The sequence below is a fragment of the Dorea sp. BIOML-A1 genome (assembly GCF_009875615.1).
GTDB lineage: Bacteria > Bacillota > Clostridia > Lachnospirales > Lachnospiraceae > Dorea_A > Dorea_A amylophila.
Map to the genome: position 1 here is coordinate 67,632 of NZ_WWSA01000005.1, position 16,471 is coordinate 84,102.

General features: G+C 39.7%; 19 protein-coding genes. 18 read left to right on the forward strand and 1 reads right to left on the reverse strand.

Features of this window, described 5'->3' with window-relative positions:
- Positions 1–27 precede the first annotated feature (27 nt).
- The 11 genes from radC to GT508_RS03705 are packed head-to-tail and all read left to right on the forward strand — an operon-like array spanning position 28 to position 10,214.
- The gene (gene radC / locus GT508_RS03655) at positions 28–720 is read left to right on the forward strand and encodes a RadC family protein (protein WP_055284240.1); all 693 of its coding nucleotides are present in this window, start codon (positions 28–30) and stop codon (positions 718–720) included.
- A gap of 34 nt (positions 721–754) precedes the next feature.
- Positions 755–1,783, forward strand: a complete 1,029-nt coding sequence (locus GT508_RS03660) for a rod shape-determining protein (protein ID WP_055284239.1) — start codon at positions 755–757, stop codon at positions 1,781–1,783.
- Complete coding sequence (gene mreC / locus GT508_RS03665) at positions 1,783–2,661, forward strand: rod shape-determining protein MreC (RefSeq protein WP_161143582.1); 879 nt, start codon at positions 1,783–1,785, stop codon at positions 2,659–2,661. Before GT508_RS03660 ends, mreC begins: the two co-directional genes overlap by 1 nt.
- A 3-nt stretch (positions 2,662–2,664) precedes the next feature.
- The gene (mreD, locus tag GT508_RS03670) at positions 2,665–3,183 is read left to right on the forward strand and encodes a rod shape-determining protein MreD (RefSeq protein WP_028085935.1); all 519 of its coding nucleotides are present in this window, start codon (positions 2,665–2,667) and stop codon (positions 3,181–3,183) included.
- Positions 3,176–6,115 carry a penicillin-binding transpeptidase domain-containing protein gene (locus tag GT508_RS03675; protein WP_192934775.1) on the forward strand — a complete coding sequence of 980 codons (2,940 nt, stop codon included), beginning with the start codon at positions 3,176–3,178 and terminating at the stop codon, positions 6,113–6,115. Before mreD ends, GT508_RS03675 begins: the two co-directional genes overlap by 8 nt.
- Before the next feature lie 17 nt (positions 6,116–6,132).
- On the forward strand, positions 6,133–6,723 hold the full coding sequence (locus tag GT508_RS14895) for a septum site-determining protein MinC (RefSeq protein WP_161143584.1): 591 nt from the start codon (positions 6,133–6,135) through the stop codon (positions 6,721–6,723).
- Complete coding sequence (minD, locus tag GT508_RS03685) at positions 6,705–7,496, forward strand: septum site-determining protein MinD (protein ID WP_055284235.1); 792 nt, start codon at positions 6,705–6,707, stop codon at positions 7,494–7,496. Before GT508_RS14895 ends, minD begins: the two co-directional genes overlap by 19 nt.
- Before the next feature lie 12 nt (positions 7,497–7,508).
- Complete coding sequence (locus GT508_RS03690) at positions 7,509–7,721, forward strand: cell division topological specificity factor MinE (protein ID WP_028085931.1); 213 nt, start codon at positions 7,509–7,511, stop codon at positions 7,719–7,721.
- Complete coding sequence (locus GT508_RS03695) at positions 7,718–8,842, forward strand: FtsW/RodA/SpoVE family cell cycle protein (RefSeq protein ID WP_161143585.1); 1,125 nt, start codon at positions 7,718–7,720, stop codon at positions 8,840–8,842. Before GT508_RS03690 ends, GT508_RS03695 begins: the two co-directional genes overlap by 4 nt.
- A gap of 12 nt (positions 8,843–8,854) precedes the next feature.
- The gene (mgsA, locus tag GT508_RS03700; RefSeq protein WP_006426567.1) at positions 8,855–9,250 is read left to right on the forward strand and encodes a methylglyoxal synthase; all 396 of its coding nucleotides are present in this window, start codon (positions 8,855–8,857) and stop codon (positions 9,248–9,250) included.
- A complete protein-coding gene (locus tag GT508_RS03705; RefSeq protein WP_330576878.1) occupies positions 9,234–10,214 on the forward strand; it encodes a D-alanyl-D-alanine carboxypeptidase family protein in 981 nt (326 codons plus the stop codon). Before mgsA ends, GT508_RS03705 begins: the two co-directional genes overlap by 17 nt.
- 46 nt (positions 10,215–10,260) lie before the next feature.
- Here GT508_RS03705 and GT508_RS03710 read toward each other — a convergent pair whose 3' ends face one another.
- Positions 10,261–10,461, reverse strand: a complete 201-nt coding sequence (locus GT508_RS03710; RefSeq protein ID WP_028085928.1) for a DUF378 domain-containing protein — start codon at positions 10,459–10,461, stop codon at positions 10,261–10,263.
- Positions 10,462–10,541: 80 nt separating this feature from the next.
- Between GT508_RS03710 and GT508_RS03715 the strand changes: the two genes are divergently transcribed.
- The 7 genes from GT508_RS03715 to GT508_RS03745 are packed head-to-tail and all read left to right on the forward strand — an operon-like array spanning position 10,542 to position 16,430.
- Positions 10,542–11,492, forward strand: coding sequence for a TIGR01212 family radical SAM protein (locus tag GT508_RS03715; RefSeq protein WP_138376874.1), 951 nt, complete (start codon positions 10,542–10,544; stop codon positions 11,490–11,492).
- Between the two features lie 18 nt (positions 11,493–11,510).
- A complete protein-coding gene (locus GT508_RS03720; RefSeq protein ID WP_161143586.1) occupies positions 11,511–12,887 on the forward strand; it encodes an HlyD family efflux transporter periplasmic adaptor subunit in 1,377 nt (458 codons plus the stop codon).
- 30 nt (positions 12,888–12,917) lie between these two features.
- On the forward strand, positions 12,918–13,616 hold the full coding sequence (locus tag GT508_RS03725) for a YggS family pyridoxal phosphate-dependent enzyme (RefSeq protein ID WP_161143587.1): 699 nt from the start codon (positions 12,918–12,920) through the stop codon (positions 13,614–13,616).
- 25 nt (positions 13,617–13,641) lie between these two features.
- Positions 13,642–14,205: a cell division protein SepF gene (locus GT508_RS03730; protein ID WP_161143588.1), complete on the forward strand. Its 564-nt coding sequence runs from the start codon at positions 13,642–13,644 to the stop codon at positions 14,203–14,205.
- A 2-nt stretch (positions 14,206–14,207) separates the two neighbouring features.
- The gene (locus tag GT508_RS03735) at positions 14,208–14,963 is read left to right on the forward strand and encodes a YlmH family RNA-binding protein (protein ID WP_161143589.1); all 756 of its coding nucleotides are present in this window, start codon (positions 14,208–14,210) and stop codon (positions 14,961–14,963) included.
- Positions 14,964–15,022: 59 nt separating this feature from the next.
- Positions 15,023–15,535 (forward strand): signal peptidase II, encoded by a 513-nt coding sequence (gene lspA / locus GT508_RS03740; RefSeq protein ID WP_161143590.1) that lies wholly within the window; start codon positions 15,023–15,025, stop codon positions 15,533–15,535.
- Entirely contained in the window at positions 15,510–16,430 is a 921-nt protein-coding gene (locus GT508_RS03745; RefSeq protein WP_055284229.1) for an RluA family pseudouridine synthase, read from the forward strand. Before lspA ends, GT508_RS03745 begins: the two co-directional genes overlap by 26 nt.
- Positions 16,431–16,471 lie beyond the last annotated feature (41 nt).

Sequence of the window (16,471 nt, forward strand, 5' to 3'; positions counted from 1 at the left end):
AAATGTCGTGCGAATCTGAAGAATAATATGAATCAATCAAATACCATAAGAGAAATGCCGAGAGACGAGCGACCATATGAAAAGTGTTCCCGTCTCGGAGCCGAACATTTAAGTGACGTTGAATTGCTGGCAGTGCTGTTACGAACCGGTACCCGCGGTGAAAATGCATTGGAACTTGCAGGAAGAATTCTTTATCATGCCGGCGGAATCGGCATTCTCGGAATTCATCAGTTTAACGCTGAACGTCTGAAGCAGATCAAAGGGATTGGCAACGTAAAAGCAATTCAGATATCATGTATATCTGAACTTGCAAAAAGGCTTGCAAAAGCGTCTTATCAGGATACAGTATGTTTTACCGATCCAAAAACGATTGCGCAATATTATATGGAAGATTTAAGACATGAGAAACAGGAACATATGAAATTATTAATGTTAAACTCGAAGGCAAAGCTGCTTGGTGAAACTACCATTTCCAAAGGGACTGTGAATGCATCCCTGGTCACGCCAAGAGAGCTTTTTATAGAAGCATTGCAGAAAAATGCAGTATCCATTATCATCTTACACAATCATCCAAGCGGAGATCCGTCTCCAAGCCGGGAAGATATGCTGACAACAAAAAGGATTCAGGATGCAGGTGCATTAATTGGAATTGAGCTGTTAGACCATATTATAATTGGCAATAATTGTTATATAAGTTTTCGTGAAGAGGGAATGCTGTAAAATTCTGCAACCAAGATAGAAAGGATTCTGTCAGATGGCAAGAAATGTATACGGACTGGATCTTGGGTCTTATGACATCAAGGTCTATGATAAGAAAAAAGACACGATCTGGAAAGAGAAGAACGTGATCGCATTTAAAGACAATCGTGACCGTGATATTTTTGCGGTTGGTGATGATGCATTTAGTATGTATGGGAAAGCTCCCTCAAACATCGAGATCACATTTCCGATGAAAGAGGGCGTTATTTCCAGATTTAACGACATGCAGTTTCTTCTTCAGAACTTATTAAAAAGAGGAAGACAGTTTTCCCGTGGTTCTGAATATGTAATTGCTGTTCCAACAGATGTTACCGAAGTAGAAAAGAAGGCGTTCTTTGATCTTGTGATCCATTCAACAGCCAAAGCAAAAGAAGTAAATATCGTAGAACGTTCGATTGCCGATGCAGTCGGATTAAATCTGGATATTCAGAATACAAAAGGAATCATGATCGCGAATTTCGGTGGTGAAACTACCGAACTGTCTGTACTGGCCGGAGGCGGAATGGTACTGAACCGTCTCGTAAAAGTAGGCGGACATACGTTTGATCAGGGGATTATCAATCTTGTAAAGCACAGTCACGACTTCCTGATCGGTCGGCAGACTGCTGAAGTACTGAGACGGAATTTCAATGTCTTTACCGGAGATTCTGATTCTATCTTATCGGTAGCTGGCAGAGACCTGATCACAGGTGTGCCGATGCGGAAGCCGGTTTCTATCATGCTGATCCGTGCTGCAATGAAAGATCCGTTACTGGAATGCGTCAAAGCCATCCATTCCCTTCTTGATAGAACACCTCCGGAAGTCCGCAAAGCAATCTATGAGAATGGTATTTTCCTCACTGGCGGACTTGCAAATATGCCCGGTCTTGAAATTTATATCGAACAGATGGTAGGCATTAAATCAAGAACTGCCCTGGAACCGGATACCTGTGCAGTCAATGGCCTGAAACGTATTATTATGTCGAAAGACTTAAGAAAACTGACATTTTCAATGATAGAAGATAATTATAGGTGGATGAGATAATGAAGACAAAAAATCAATCTTCCCTTCCAAGTAAATACTGGCTGATCATCGTAATCGTCATCTGTGTCATCCTGATGGGTGTGGAACGTATTACCGGAGGGAACGGACCAATCAGTTTCGTTGCAAACTATACAGTCATTCCTATGCAGAAAGGGATCGGATATGTTGGACGCTATATGAGCGATCTTTCCGATAACTTTGAAACACTGCAGGACATGAAAAAAGAAAATAGAAAATTACAGTCCAAAGTAGATGACCTTACGATCGACAACACGCGACTACGCCAGGATCAATATGAACTGGAGAGGCTGAGAGAATTATATAAACTGGATGAAAATTATTCTGATTACAAAAAAGTAGGTGCACACGTCATTTCCAATAACGGCTCCAACTGGTTCAGTGATTTTACGATCGACAAAGGAAAGAAGGACGGCATTAAAAAGAATTGTAATGTCCTCGCCGGAAGCGGACTGGTCGGAATTGTAACGGAGGTTGGCCCGCATTATGCGAGAGTACGTTCCATTATTGACGACGAAAGTAATATCAGTGCAATGCTCCTTTCAACTTCTGACACCTGCGTAGTCAGAGGAGACTTGAAACAGATGGAAAACGGCAGGATCCGGTTTGAAAAACTTGCCAATAACGATAATAAGATTGAAGTCGGAGAACAGGTTGTTACATCTCATGTCAGTGACCGGTTCCTTCAGGGACTTTTTGTCGGATACGTCAGTGAAGTGAAAGTGGATTCTAATAACCTGACCCGGTCCGGATATATTACACCTGCTGTAGATTTCACTAAACTGCAGGAGGTTCTCGTTATTACCACAACGAAAAACGACCTGATCAAACAAGAATCCGCAAATACAAAGGGAGAGTAATTCATGAAACGAAAGTTGATTACATTTTGTATTATCATCATATGCTTTTTAATGGAATGCACCATCTTCCACCGATTGTCTTTTGCATCCATCAAACCGAACCTGCTGATTATCATCACTTCATCGTTCGGATTTATGCGTGGAAAGAAAGAGGGGCTTGCCGTAGGATTCCTTTCCGGCTTTTTGACGGATGTATTCTGGGGGAATACACTTGGATTCTATACGTTACTTTTCTCAGTGATCGGATATCTGAACGGATCATTCCGAAGACTTTTTTATGATGATGACATTAAACTTCCAATCGCACTGATCGCAGTCAGCGAATTGATCTATGGTTTAGTTACATACTTCTGTATGTATCTTTTGCGGGGGGATTTTGCTTTTGAAGCATACCTGAGACAGATCATTATGCCTGAGCTTGTATATACAATCCTGGTCACACTGATTCTGTATCAGATCATATTACACATTAACAAGAAACTGGAAGCAGAAGAGCAAAGGAGTGCAAGTAAATTTGTATAGTTTATGGGAACGGATCAAATCCGGCATTGCAGAATTCGTACAATCTCGAATATTCGTGCTGATCATTGTCTTTTGTATTACATCGGCAATTCTGGTACAGCGGATATTTTATCTTCAGATTGTAAAAGGACAGGAATACCTTGACGATTATAAACTGCAGATTCAGAAAACAAAAGAGATTCAGGGAACCCGTGGTAATATATATGACCGTAACGGCAACCTACTGGCTTATAATGAACTGGCATACTCTGTCACAATTGAAGACAATGGTTCTTATGACAGTATTGCACAGCAGAATAAAGTTTTAAACAAGACGATTTCTTCTGTTATTAAAATGGTAGAATCCAATGGCGATACCGTGATCAATAACTTTGGAATCATTTTGGACAGTAATAATATGTATCAGTTTGTTGCACAGAATGAAACGCAGAAATTACGTTTTATCGCTGATGTATACGGTAAATCTACAATTGATAAGCTTTCCAAAAAACAGAAAGAGACTACTGCCGATGAACTGATTCATTATCTGTGTACAAATAAGCAGAAATTCGGTATTGATGAAAAATCTATGGACAAGTCCATGGTATTAAAAATGATCAATATCCGTTATCAGATCTGGCTGAACAGTTATCAGAAATACATTTCAACTACAATTGCCGAAGATGTCAGTGATGCAACAGTCGCAGACATCATGGAAAATCTGGACAAATTGTCCGGTATCAATGTAGAAGAAGAGTCACTGAGAAAATATGCTGACAGTAACTGCTTTGCAAACATCATAGGATATACCGGTCAGATTTCTCAGGAAGAGTATGATGCATTAAGTGACGCAGATCAGGAAAGATACAGCAAAACAGACACCGTCGGTAAAGCTGGTCTTGAAAAGGCACTGGATTCCCAGCTTCAGGGAAAAAAGGGAAGTGAGAAGCTTTATGTTAATAACGTCGGAAAAGTAATAAAAACCGTAAAGGGCACAAATCCCAAAGCCGGAAATGACCTGTATCTGACGATTGATGCCAATCTTCAAAAAGCCGCTTATAACATTCTGGAGCAGGAACTTGCGGGCGTTCTGCTTGCCAAAATACAAAACAATCTGGATTTTGACCGTAACAAAGTTGAAGACGGAAGTGACGTTATCATTCCGATTGGTGATGTATATAACGCTATGATCAACAATGACGTACTTGATATGACGCATTTTACAGATGCAAATGCCGGTGAAGCCGAAAAAGAGGTTGCATCTGCATTCGCCGTAAGAAAAGAAGAAGTGAAGAATTCTCTTACGAAAATATTCAGCGATTCCAATGCAGCAGCATATAAAGATCAGCCGAAAGAAATACAGGCGTACCTCACCTATCTGGTATCGGATGTGCTGACAAACGGAACAGGTGTAGTAATGTCAAAATCCATCAATACCAAAGATGATACTTATAAAGCCTGGAAAGATGATGAATCTATTAATGTATATAACTATCTGAATTATGCTATTTCAAAGAACTGGATAGATACTTCACTATTGAAAGATTATATAAAATCAAATGAACAGTATTCTGATTCCAGTGAAGTATATCAGGGAATTATTAATTATATTTTGGATTATGTTGATTCAGACAATAGTTTTGACAAACTGATCTACCGCTATATGATAAAATCCGGAACAATTACCGGCAGGCAGGTATGCATGATGCTCTATGAACAGGGAATACTGGATCAGGATGATGAGCAGTATAACGGTCTGAAAGCAGGAAATGTCGGTGCATATGACTTTATGCGGAGTAAAATCCAGTCTTTGGCGATTACACCCGGACAGTTAGGACTGGAGCCTTGTACCGGTTCATTGGTTGCAACAGATCCGAACACCGGTGAAGTACTTGCATGCGTCTCTTATCCCGGATATGACAACAACCGTCTTGCAAATACCATGGATTCTGATTACTACAGCAAACTGCTTACCAATCAGTCCCGTCCATTCTACAACAATGCAACACAGGAAAAGACAGCACCTGGTTCCACTTACAAACCATTATCTGCAATTGCCGGTCTGACCGAAGGTGTCATTGACGTTAACACATATCTTCCATGTGCCGGAGTATATAAGAAAGTCACACCGAATCCAAAATGCTGGATTTATCCGTCATCACATGGTAACCTGAATGTATCACAGGGTATTCAGCATTCTTGTAATGACTTTTTCTATGAAGTCGGTTACAGACTAGGGCTCAATAATGCCGGTGATTCAAAGCTGGACAGTGATACCTCAGATGGAAAGAATACACAGAATTATTATTCAAGCGAACGTGGTATTGCAAAACTTCAAAAATATGCGGAAGAATTTGGTCTTGGAGATACTTCGGGTATGGAAATTCCCGAATCTGACCCGCAGATATCCGATGACAACTCTGTATTATCTGCTATCGGACAGGGTACCAACAACTATACTACCAGTCAGCTTGCAAGATATATCACAGCAGTTGCAAATGAGGGAACCGTATACAACTTAAGTCTTTTAGATAAGGTTACAAGCCCTAAAGGGAAAACGATCAAAGACTATACTCCTGAAGTGAAAAATAAAGTTACCGATGTGTCCGCCTCTACATGGCAGGCAGTCCATGAAGGTATGAGAGCAGTTGTAACTTCAGAAGATAAAGATATTTTTACGAAATTAAATTCGAGTGGTATTGCATTATCCGGTAAAACCGGAACTGCACAGCAAAGTCAGACTCATCCAGACCACGGTCTGTTTGTAGGATTTGCTCCTAGTGACAGCCCACAGATTGCATTTGCAATCCGTATTGCCAACGGCTACAGTTCGACATTTGCAGCTGAAGTCGGTAATGATGTCATGGAGTACTACTATAAAGTCACACCGGAAAATGAATTGATCACGGGATCTGCATCAGATATTGGTACCGGATCAAATGGTGGAGATTAAAGAAAGGATGATTCTATGTGAAAGACCAGGTGCTCATCAAGAGTAACAAATACGGCATCACTATTTATTTTGATTCAGACATTTCATTCGAGGAACTTCTGGAAGTCGTAAAAAAGAAATTCCAATCTGCTTCCAGGTTCTTTGCTCACGCAAAAATGGCTGTGGAATATGAAGGCCGTTCTTTCACAGAAGATGAAGAGCGGCAGCTGACAAGAGAAATTGAATCAGCTGCCAATATCGAAATACTTTGTATCATTGAGAAAAATACTGTTACAGAACAAGTCCATAAAAAAATGCTGGACGAAAGCCTTGAAGCCATCCATGAAAAAGACGGGCAGTTCTATAAGGGTACATTAAGAGGAAGGCAGGTTCTTGAGTCCGAACAGAGCATTGTGATCATAGGTGATATCGAAGAAGGTGCTACCGTTGCATCCAAAGGAAATGTAATTGTAATCGGTACCATATACGGTACGGTGATCGCAGGTGCCTCCGGACGCAGAGATGCTGTCATTGCAGCTCTCCGTATGCAGCCGAAAAAACTGCGGATAGGAGAAGTAAAAGTAAAACCAGTTATAGGAGGAAGTTATTCATGGGCGAAGTTATCGTAATTACATCAGGAAAAGGTGGAGTTGGAAAAACGACTACAACTGCAAATGTAGGAGCCGGTTTATCGAAGCTTGGCAAAAAGGTAGTGATCATAGATACTGATCTAGGGCTCCGGAATCTAGATGTTGTGATGGGCATGGAAAATCTGGTCGTATATAATCTGGTCGATGTTGTGACCGGCGGATGCCGCCTGAAACAGGCATTGATCCGTGACAGCCGATATGAAAATCTATATCTGCTTCCGTCCGCCCAGACAAAAGACAAGTCGGCGGTATCACCGGAACAGATGAAAAAGCTCACTTCTGAATTAAAAGAAGAATTTGACTACATACTTTTGGATTGTCCGGCCGGTATTGAACAAGGCTTTCAAAATGCCATTGCCGGTGCTGACCGTGCATTAGTTGTTACAACTCCGGAAGTATCATCCATTCGTGATGCTGACCGTATCATTGGACTTCTGGAACAGAATCAGATCCGTAAGATTGACCTGATCATCAACCGCATCCGGATGGACATGGTGAAGCGGGGAGATATGATGTCCGTTGATGATGTCACCGAAATCCTCTCGGTACCTTTAATCGGAATCCTTCCTGATGACGAACAGGTTGTTATCGGGACTAACCAGGGGGAACCGGTAATTGGTCTCGATTCAACGGCAGGAAAAGGATATTTAAATATTTGTAAGCGTATTCTGGGATTGGAAGTTCCTTATATAAATCTTGATACCGGAAAGGGATTCTTCTCAAGGATCTCACATGTATTCAAGAAGAATTAGGAGGCCCTGAATATGTTGAAAAGCTCTTCCGTATCCATTGCAAAAAACCGTCTCCGCGCATTGGTCGTATCGGATCGGGTACAATGTACGCCTTCCGTTTATGATCATATCTGCCGGGACTTATATCAAACCCTTTCCAAATACGTGGAACTTACAGAAGATGATTTTCAAGTAGAGATTAACCGTTCACAGATAGTGATAAGAATAGCAGGAGAAGAAACGTGAGATCACATAGATTTACAAAACCATATAACTGGAAAAATTACAAATTCGGAATTGTTGCACTTGTAGGTATTTTATCCATTTTCGGTATCTTAGTCGTAGGCAGTGCAAAAGAATCTCTTCAGAACAAACAGATTCTTGGTGTCGTGATAGGTCTTGCGGCTATGATCATCGTGTCACTGATTGACTATATGTGGATCATAAATTTTTATTGGGTATTGTATATACTTTCTATCATTATGCTTACTGCAGTAAAATTATTTGGTGAGAATGTAAATGGTGCAACCCGCTGGATCAAGGTAGGCTTTATCCAATTCCAGCCTTCAGAACTTGCAAAAATATTACTGATCATATTTTTTGCAAAATTTTTGATGGAACACGAAGAAGATATCAATGATAAATTTACACTGTTGAAATATGCTGTCCTCGCAGGTATTCCGCTGGTATTGATCTTAATTGAGCCAAACCTGTCCACAACCATTTGTACCGCTCTTATGATCTGTCTTATGATCTATGTAGCCGGACTAAGTTATAAATTCATCGGTACCGTCCTTGTCATATTAATACCGGTCGCAGTCATCTTTTTAAGTATCGTTGTTCAGCCTGACCAGAAGCTTTTAAAGGATTATCAGCAGAAGCGTATCCTTGCTTTTATCGAACCCGAAAAATATGAAAGTGATGAAGCTTACCAGCAGAAAAACTCTGTCATGGCAATTGGTTCCGGTCAGCTAACAGGAAAAGGGCTGGATAATAACACGACCACATCCGTAAAAAACGGTAATTTCATTCTTGAACCACAGACAGATTTCATTTTCGCGATCATTGGTGAAGAATTAGGTTTTGTCGGAGGTTGTATAATTATTGCGTTATTACTATTAATTATGATACAATGTATTTTAGTTGGGATACGATCGCAAGACCTTGCAGGAAGAATCATATGCTGTGGTGTTGGGGGACTGATTGGCATACAAAGTTTTATTAACATTGGTGTTGCCACCAAGATATTACCTAATACTGGAGTACCATTACCTTTTGTAAGTTATGGACTGACATCTCTTGTAAGTTTATATATTGGAATTGGATTAGTCTTGAACGTAGGATTACAACCGAAAAAATACCAGTAAGGAGTGAATAATATGAATATAGGTCTGATAGCACATGATTCAAAAAAAGCACTGATGCAAAATTTCTGTATCGCATATAGAGGAATTTTAAGCAAACACAGTCTTTATGCTACAGGAACGACAGGGAGATTAATTGAAGAAGTTACAAACCTGAAAGTTCATAAATATCTGGCCGGTCCCTTAGGCGGAAAGCAGCAGTTAGGAGCGCAGATTGCGCAGAATGATATTGATGCTCTGATCTTTTTGAGAGAGCCTTCCAATCCAAAACCTCACGACCCGGATCTTAATGATGTGATCCGTATGTGCGACACTTATAATATTCCGCTGGCAACGAATCTTGCAACAGCAGAAATTATTATCTTAGCAATTGACAGAGGAGATTTAGACTGGCGTGAAATGTATCGGTAAATACTCAAAATTAATAGCTGTGCTGTCATTGACGGCAATGGTGACAACCGGTTGTGGTTTTGGTTCAAAGAATGTAGTAGCAGATTATGAAATCGAAAATTATAACACAAATCTGTATACAGGTGATTTATTTGCTTCTGATCTGTGTGTTGCATCTGGTGATGTCAATCTGAAAGGGATTACCTCTACCGAAACAGATACACTTCATTCAGCAGCCTTGTTTGATGTTGACGGGAAAAAAGTTGACTTTTCCTATCAGATGTTTGATAAAATCTATCCGGCAAGTACAACCAAGCTTATGACTGCTCTGGTTGCTTTGGAAAACGCTGATCTGTCAGACGTTGTCACAGTGTCTCAGAATGCCGATATGAACAGCTTTGCTGCTGACGAAGCAACTTGCGGAATACAGGCTGGCGATAAGATTACATTATCCGATTTATTATATGGTCTGTTACTTCATTCCGGAAATGACAATGCAACAGCAATTGCAGAATATGTGGGCGGAAGTATGGATGGATTTGCCAAAATGATGAATAAAGAAGCGAAAAAGTTAATGGCAACAGGCACACATTTTGTAAATTCTAATGGTCTTCATAATGACGACCATTATACAACTGCTTATGACCTTTATCTCATTTTTAATGAATGCATTAAAAATGATGATTTTGTCAAAATCATCAAATCAAAATCACATACCGCAAAGGTTACCGGAAGTAGTGGTGCTGTAAGAAGTATTACCTGGGAACCTACTAATTTTTATGCTACCGGTGAAGCAGAAAAACCAGATAATGTAACTGTCATCGGCGGAAAAACAGGAACAACCAAGCTGGCCGGGAATTGTCTCGTCCTTCTTACAGAAGATGAGAACAATCATCCATATATCTCTATTGTAATGAATGCTGATACAAAGCCATTGCTTTATAAAGATATGACAGCAATTGTGGAAGCAATTCCTGAAAAATAATATGTAAAAATATAGAAGGGGCATCCATAATACGGATACCCCTTTTTTAGGATGAACTTCCGATTCTTCCATAAAGGCTGATGAGATAAAGTCCACATAGACCGATAATGGTATAAATAATTCTGGAAATCCATGTGAGATTTCCAAAGATTACGGCTACGATGTCCAGTTTAAATATACCAACCAGAAGCCAGTTAAGTGCACCGATGATCACAAGCGTCAATGCAGTGTTATCAAACCATTTCATCTGAGTAATCCTCCTTTTATCGAATGATAATAGTATTGCCGGGAAAAGTGGAATTATACATTGCGGAAAGGATTTTTATCATGGATAAAAGTGAAAAATATTATCCATATTCACAATATCTCAAAGAAAGATATGGAGAAAAAGTATATAAACTTCCGGTAAACCTCCCGGTCAGCTGTCCAAATAGAATTAACGGAAACGGCTGTTCGTTCTGTGCAGAAAAGGGAACCGGATTTGAAGCAATGGACTCTGCCGTATCTGTCACAGAACAGCTTCTTAGGACTCGCGACTACATTGAGAAACGTTATCATGCGCATAAGTTTATTGCGTATTTTCAAAACTTTACGAATACATTTTTACCGCTTGAAATATTCCGTTCATATATCGAGGAAGCATCCCGCGTTCCTGATATTGTTGAAATTGCCGTCTCTACACGTCCGGATTGTATACGGGATGACTACCTGGATGTATTACATACAGTCCGGGAAAAAACCGGAATCCAGATTACGATCGAACTCGGACTTCAAACAGTGAATTATCATACCTTAAAACAAATATCAAGAGGTCATTCTCTTGCGGAATTTATCGATGCGGTCCTGCATATCAACAAATATTCTTTCGATATCTGTACCCATGTAATCCTGAATCTTCCGGGAGATGATCTGGATGACAGCATTGAAACGGCAAAAATATTATCTGCACTTCCGGTACAGATCGTAAAGGCACATTCTCTTTATATTGCTAAGAATACAAAGTTGTGCGAAGCGTATGAAAATGGTACAATATCTCTATGTAAAAAAGAAGAGTACCTGAACCGCCTCATCCTGTTTCTGGAATATCTGAGACCGGATATTGCAATTGAGCGCCTGTTCAGCCGTATTCCGGAAAAGGATGCTGTATTCTGTAACTGGGACACCAGCTGGTGGAAGTTAAGAGATGAACTATTTGAAATCATGACAGAAAGGCAAAGTTATCAGGGAAAGGCATTTCACTATTTAAATGGATCAGCGTTACGTATGTTAAAGCAATAAAGATAGGAGGCCGGAAATTTGGCTGGAAACACGCAATCATCAAATATAAAAGTATATCAGAAGAAAAAACATTTAAATATTGGGATCATCATTTTTGGTGTTATATTTATTTATCTTGTTGTAACTGTATTAATGTATCTGACAGAAAAACATATTTCTGTTTATGAGGTTCGGGAAGGATCCATTCTCAAAGACAATTCCTATACCGGTCTTGCCATCCGTAATGAAACAGTAATCCGCTCCGAAGACAATGGATACGTTAATTACTTTGTTTCAGCCGGTAGTAAAGTCGGTGCTAAAACACAGATTTATTCTCTTTCTGACCACAAGTTACAGTTTGAATCAAAATCAGGAAAAAGTCAGAAATTAACCTCCGTTGAGCAGAACAATATACGTCAGAAGACCCAGACTTTCTGCGAAAATTATTCTGATGAAAGTTTCGGAGATGTATATACATTAAAAAGTAATATCTCAAATGTGCTGGATGGAAAATCAAATCAGAACCGTCAGACTCAGCTTGCTGCTCTGACCGATGCAGATACCGACGGACTTCATGTGTTTTCTGCGGATTCTGACGGTATCATATGTTATTATGTGGACGGATTCGAAAAAACTACTGCGGATGATGTAACCCCGGATATGTTAAGCAAAGAAGGCTATCATAAAAAAGAGCAGAAGAACAATACCCGGATTAAATCCGGCACCCCGGTATACAAATTAATCAAAGATGATGACTGGACTTTGGTTATTCCTTTAACCAAAGAGTGTGCAAAAGAGTTGAAAGATTCTTCTAGTGTCCATGTACGTTTTCCGAAAGATAATGAAACTATGACCGCTGCATTTTCCATGAAAAAAGTAAAAGGGTCTTATCTCGGATATCTTGCATTTGATTCTTCGATGGTACGCTATGCCCAGGATCGTTTTGTTGACGTAGAACTGATACTCGAAGATCAGTCCGGACTTAAAATACCAAAATCAGCGATTACAAAGAAGGACTTCTATGTAATTCCGGAAGATTATCTTACTCAGGGCGGAAATAGTAACAGTACCGGTGTATTGATCGATACCGGGAAAGAGAATGCAGAATTTCAGGCTGTTGATATCTATTACCGCGATACACAGACCGGTTCTGTCTATGTTAATCCGGATGATTTTGAAAAAAATACAACCTTAAAAAAAGCAGGCTCTTCAGATATTTATCAATTATCAGAAACAAAGCAATTAAAGGGAGTTTATAATATCAACCGGGGGTATGCGGTATTCCGTCAGGTACAGATTTTATGCGAAAGCGATGATTACTATATTGTACAAAGTGGAAATGATTATGGTCTGTCCAATTATGACCACATTGCACTGACAGGAAAAGACGTACATGAGGGTGATGTCATTTCTTAATTTGATATAAGAGAAAAGGAGCTAGAAATTATGTTAAAAGAAAATCTTGCAAAAGTAGAAGAAAATATACAGGCTGCATGCGACCGCGCCGGCCGTAAGAGAGAAGAGGTTACGTTGATCGCAGTAAGCAAAACAAAACCTGTAGAGATGCTGCAGGAAGCATATGATCTGGGTGTTCGTATCAATGGAGAGAACAAAGCACAGGAACTCGCTTCCAAATATGAAGTTCTGCCAAAAGACATCCACTGGCATATGATCGGTCATATGCAGCGTAATAAGGTCAAATATATTATTGATAAAGTAGATCTTATTCATTCTGTAGATTCTGTCCGATTGGCTGAAACAATTGATAAAGAAGCAGCAAAACATAACGTTACAGCCAATATACTGATCGAAGTGAATGTTGCGAAAGAAGAAAGTAAGTTCGGACTTATGCCGGAAGAAGTTCCTGCATTCGTAGAGCAGATATCAAAATTTTCACATATCCGTGTAAAAGGTCTTATGACAATTGCTCCATTTGTAGAAAATCCTGAGGATAATCGCCCTGTTTTTGCTCATTTACGCAAATTATCTGTTGACATCGCAAAGAAAAACATTGATAATATTACTATGAGTATTCTTTCTATGGGTATGACAAATGACTATCAGGTAGCCATAGAAGAAGGAGCTACCATGGTCCGTGTTGGTACCGGAATCTTCGGAGCACGAGACTATACTCATCAAGTATAAACGGAAGATAGGAGATTTATTAAAAATGGGAGTATTAGATAAGTTCTTAAGTATCATGAAGTTAGACGACGGAGACGATGAATACGATGATGATGAATTCTTCGACGATGACGAATATGATGATGATGATTATGAAGAAAAGCCCAAGAGAAGCCTCTTTCATAAAAGCACAAAAGATAGTGATAAAGATTTTGATGAGAATGACGAGGAGGAATATACAGCACCTGTAAAGCAGAAATCTTCATTCTCTAATAATAAAGTAACACCTATGCGTCAGCCTGCAAGAAGAAGCAGTGTAAATATGGAAGTATGTGTAATTAAGCCAACTTCTGTTGAAGATTCCAGAGAGATCACAGAGACTCTGTTAAGCGGACGCACAGTGATCCTTAATCTGGAGGGACTGGATCTTGAGATTGCACAGCGTATTATTGATTTTACTTCAGGTGCTACATTTGCAATCAGTGGTAACCTGCAGAAGATTTCGAATTACATATTCCTGGTAACACCTACAAATGTAGATATTTCGGGAGATCTTCAGGATCTGTTGAACACTTCTTTGGATTCTTCATCTATGAGGACAAGATTTTAATTATGAACAAAGAAGAAAGTATGTTACAGAAACGTCTGGTTGAACTTTCCAGACTTGCATATAACAGAGGAATTGTTGTATTTTCTGACTTTCTTAATTTGAATGAATTGAATATTCTTCATACGACACCGAAAGACATGTTCTTATCCCAGTATAAGACGTATGGTGGATATGACTTATCAGAGCGTCAGATGGCTGTATTTCTACCTGATGCTCTTTATTATGAGTATGAATATCCGATTCAGACAATAGAAGTCAGCCCGCTGAATAAGAAGTTTTCCGAAGATCTTACTCACCGCGATTATCTTGGTGCACTGATGAATCTTGGTATTGAACGTTGTAAGATCGGAGATATTATTGCAGAAGATCATAAAGCGCTGATATTTGTCAAAGAAGAAATGGCAGAATATGTCACCGATAATCTGACTCAGATCAGACATACTCATGTAAAAGCAACGATCGGTACCGGTTTTCAGGTTGATTATGAACCGAGATACGAAGAATTAAAAGGAACCGTATCATCCATCCGTCTCGATAGTGTTCTCGCTTTGGCATATCCTCTTTCCAGAAGTAAGATCACGTCTCAGATTGAAGCCGGAAAAGTGTTTGTGAATGGAAAACTGATTACCAGTAACGGATACCGGTTAAAAGAGAATGATATAATTTCCGTTCGTAAAATGGGTCGTATTGCCTATAATGGGATCCTGTCTGAGACAAAAAAAGGACGTTATATGATTTCTGTATGCAAATATATATAGTTTTTGTACTATGAATTCAAAAAAGTTATAGATTCATAGTATGATCGGCAAGGAGTATCATGAATACAAATACAAAACGTATCACACATTATATCACAGCACTGATCAGTGTTGTTGTACTGGTATGCATAGACCAGTTTACAAAATATCTTGTTGTCGGACACTTAAAAGGCCGGCCGGCTTATGTGCTGATCAGAAATATATTCCAATTAGAATATCTCGAAAACAGAGGAGCTGCATTCGGTATACTGCAAAACCAGAGAGTTTTCTTTTACATCAGTGTACTCCTGATTACCGCAGCTGTGATCTGGTTCTACAGCAAAGTACCTATGGGAAAAAAATATCTGCCGCTTCGTATCTGTGCGGTATTGATCGTTGGCGGAGCTTTCGGTAACTGTATTGACCGTATCCGCCTGAATTATGTAGTCGATTTCTTTTATTTCAAACTGATCGACTTTCCGATTTTTAATGTTGCAGATATCTATGTTACCGTTGCAGCATTCCTGTTAGTTATATTAATACTCGTTTACTATAAGGAGGAAGACCTTGAAAGAATTTTCCATCGATCTTAATGCCGAAGGCCAGCGGATTGACCTCTATCTTTCCGAACAGTTCGAAGACAGATCAAGATCTTATATTCAGAAAATCATCAAAGATGGATATGTAAAAGTAAACCAGAAGCCTGTAAAATCCAATTACAGGCTTTCTTTTGATGACAGGGTAGAAGTTACCCTTCCAGAAGCAAAAGAGCCTGATATCGTGCCTGAGAACATTCCACTGGATATCTTATATGAGGATCAGGATATTATTATGATCAATAAACCGAAACAGATGGTTGTTCACCCTGCTCCAGGACATTACAGCGGAACACTGGTCAATGCACTGATGTATCACTGCGGAAATGAACTGTCCGGTATCAACGGCTGTATGCGTCCCGGAATTGTTCACCGCATTGATATGGACACCACGGGTTCACTGGTCATCTGCAAGAACGATAAAGCTCATCAGAGCCTTTCCGAACAATTAAAGGTACACTCTATCCGTCGTATCTATGTTGCAATCGTACATGGTAATATCAAAGAAGATTCCGGTACGGTTAATGCACCGGTCGGACGTCATCCGACAGACCGTAAGAAAATGAGTACTCACTGTAAAAACGGACGGGAGGCCATTACCCACTACAAAGTTCTGGAACGTTTCGGAGATTATACCTATATCCAATGTGAGCTTGAAACCGGACGAACCCATCAGATCCGTGTCCATATGGCGAGCATCGGTCATCCTCTGGTCGGTGACGAAGTTTATGGGCCGAAAAAGTGTCCTTTTAAAGGATTGCAGGGACAGACTTTACATGCACGCACTCTTGGTATCATACACCCATCTACCGGGGAATACCTGGAAGTCAACGCACCCCTTCCGGAATATTTTATCGAACTATTAGACAGACTAAGGAATATTTGCAGGTAAATTATGTGAAAATTCTATACATTTCTCCGAGTTTGCTGTAT

What these genes read in the sequence shown, in the direction of transcription:
- radC (WP_055284240.1), top strand. Translation starts at nt 28, where the DNA reads ATGAATCAATCAAATACCATAAGAGAAATGCCGAGAGACGAGCGACCA.
- GT508_RS03660 (WP_055284239.1), top strand. Translation starts at nt 755, where the DNA reads ATGGCAAGAAATGTATACGGACTGGATCTTGGGTCTTATGACATCAAG.
- mreC (WP_161143582.1), top strand. Translation starts at nt 1,783, where the DNA reads ATGAAGACAAAAAATCAATCTTCCCTTCCAAGTAAATACTGGCTGATC.
- mreD (WP_028085935.1), top strand. Translation starts at nt 2,665, where the DNA reads ATGAAACGAAAGTTGATTACATTTTGTATTATCATCATATGCTTTTTA.
- minD (WP_055284235.1), top strand. Translation starts at nt 6,705, where the DNA reads ATGGGCGAAGTTATCGTAATTACATCAGGAAAAGGTGGAGTTGGAAAA.
- GT508_RS03690 (WP_028085931.1), top strand. Translation starts at nt 7,509, where the DNA reads ATGTTGAAAAGCTCTTCCGTATCCATTGCAAAAAACCGTCTCCGCGCA.
- mgsA (WP_006426567.1), top strand. Translation starts at nt 8,855, where the DNA reads ATGAATATAGGTCTGATAGCACATGATTCAAAAAAAGCACTGATGCAA.
- GT508_RS03710 (WP_028085928.1), bottom strand. Translation starts at nt 10,461, where the DNA reads ATGAAATGGTTTGATAACACTGCATTGACGCTTGTGATCATCGGTGCA.
- GT508_RS03715 (WP_138376874.1), top strand. Translation starts at nt 10,542, where the DNA reads ATGGATAAAAGTGAAAAATATTATCCATATTCACAATATCTCAAAGAA.
- GT508_RS03725 (WP_161143587.1), top strand. Translation starts at nt 12,918, where the DNA reads ATGTTAAAAGAAAATCTTGCAAAAGTAGAAGAAAATATACAGGCTGCA.
- GT508_RS03730 (WP_161143588.1), top strand. Translation starts at nt 13,642, where the DNA reads ATGGGAGTATTAGATAAGTTCTTAAGTATCATGAAGTTAGACGACGGA.
- GT508_RS03735 (WP_161143589.1), top strand. Translation starts at nt 14,208, where the DNA reads ATGAACAAAGAAGAAAGTATGTTACAGAAACGTCTGGTTGAACTTTCC.
- lspA (WP_161143590.1), top strand. Translation starts at nt 15,023, where the DNA reads ATGAATACAAATACAAAACGTATCACACATTATATCACAGCACTGATC.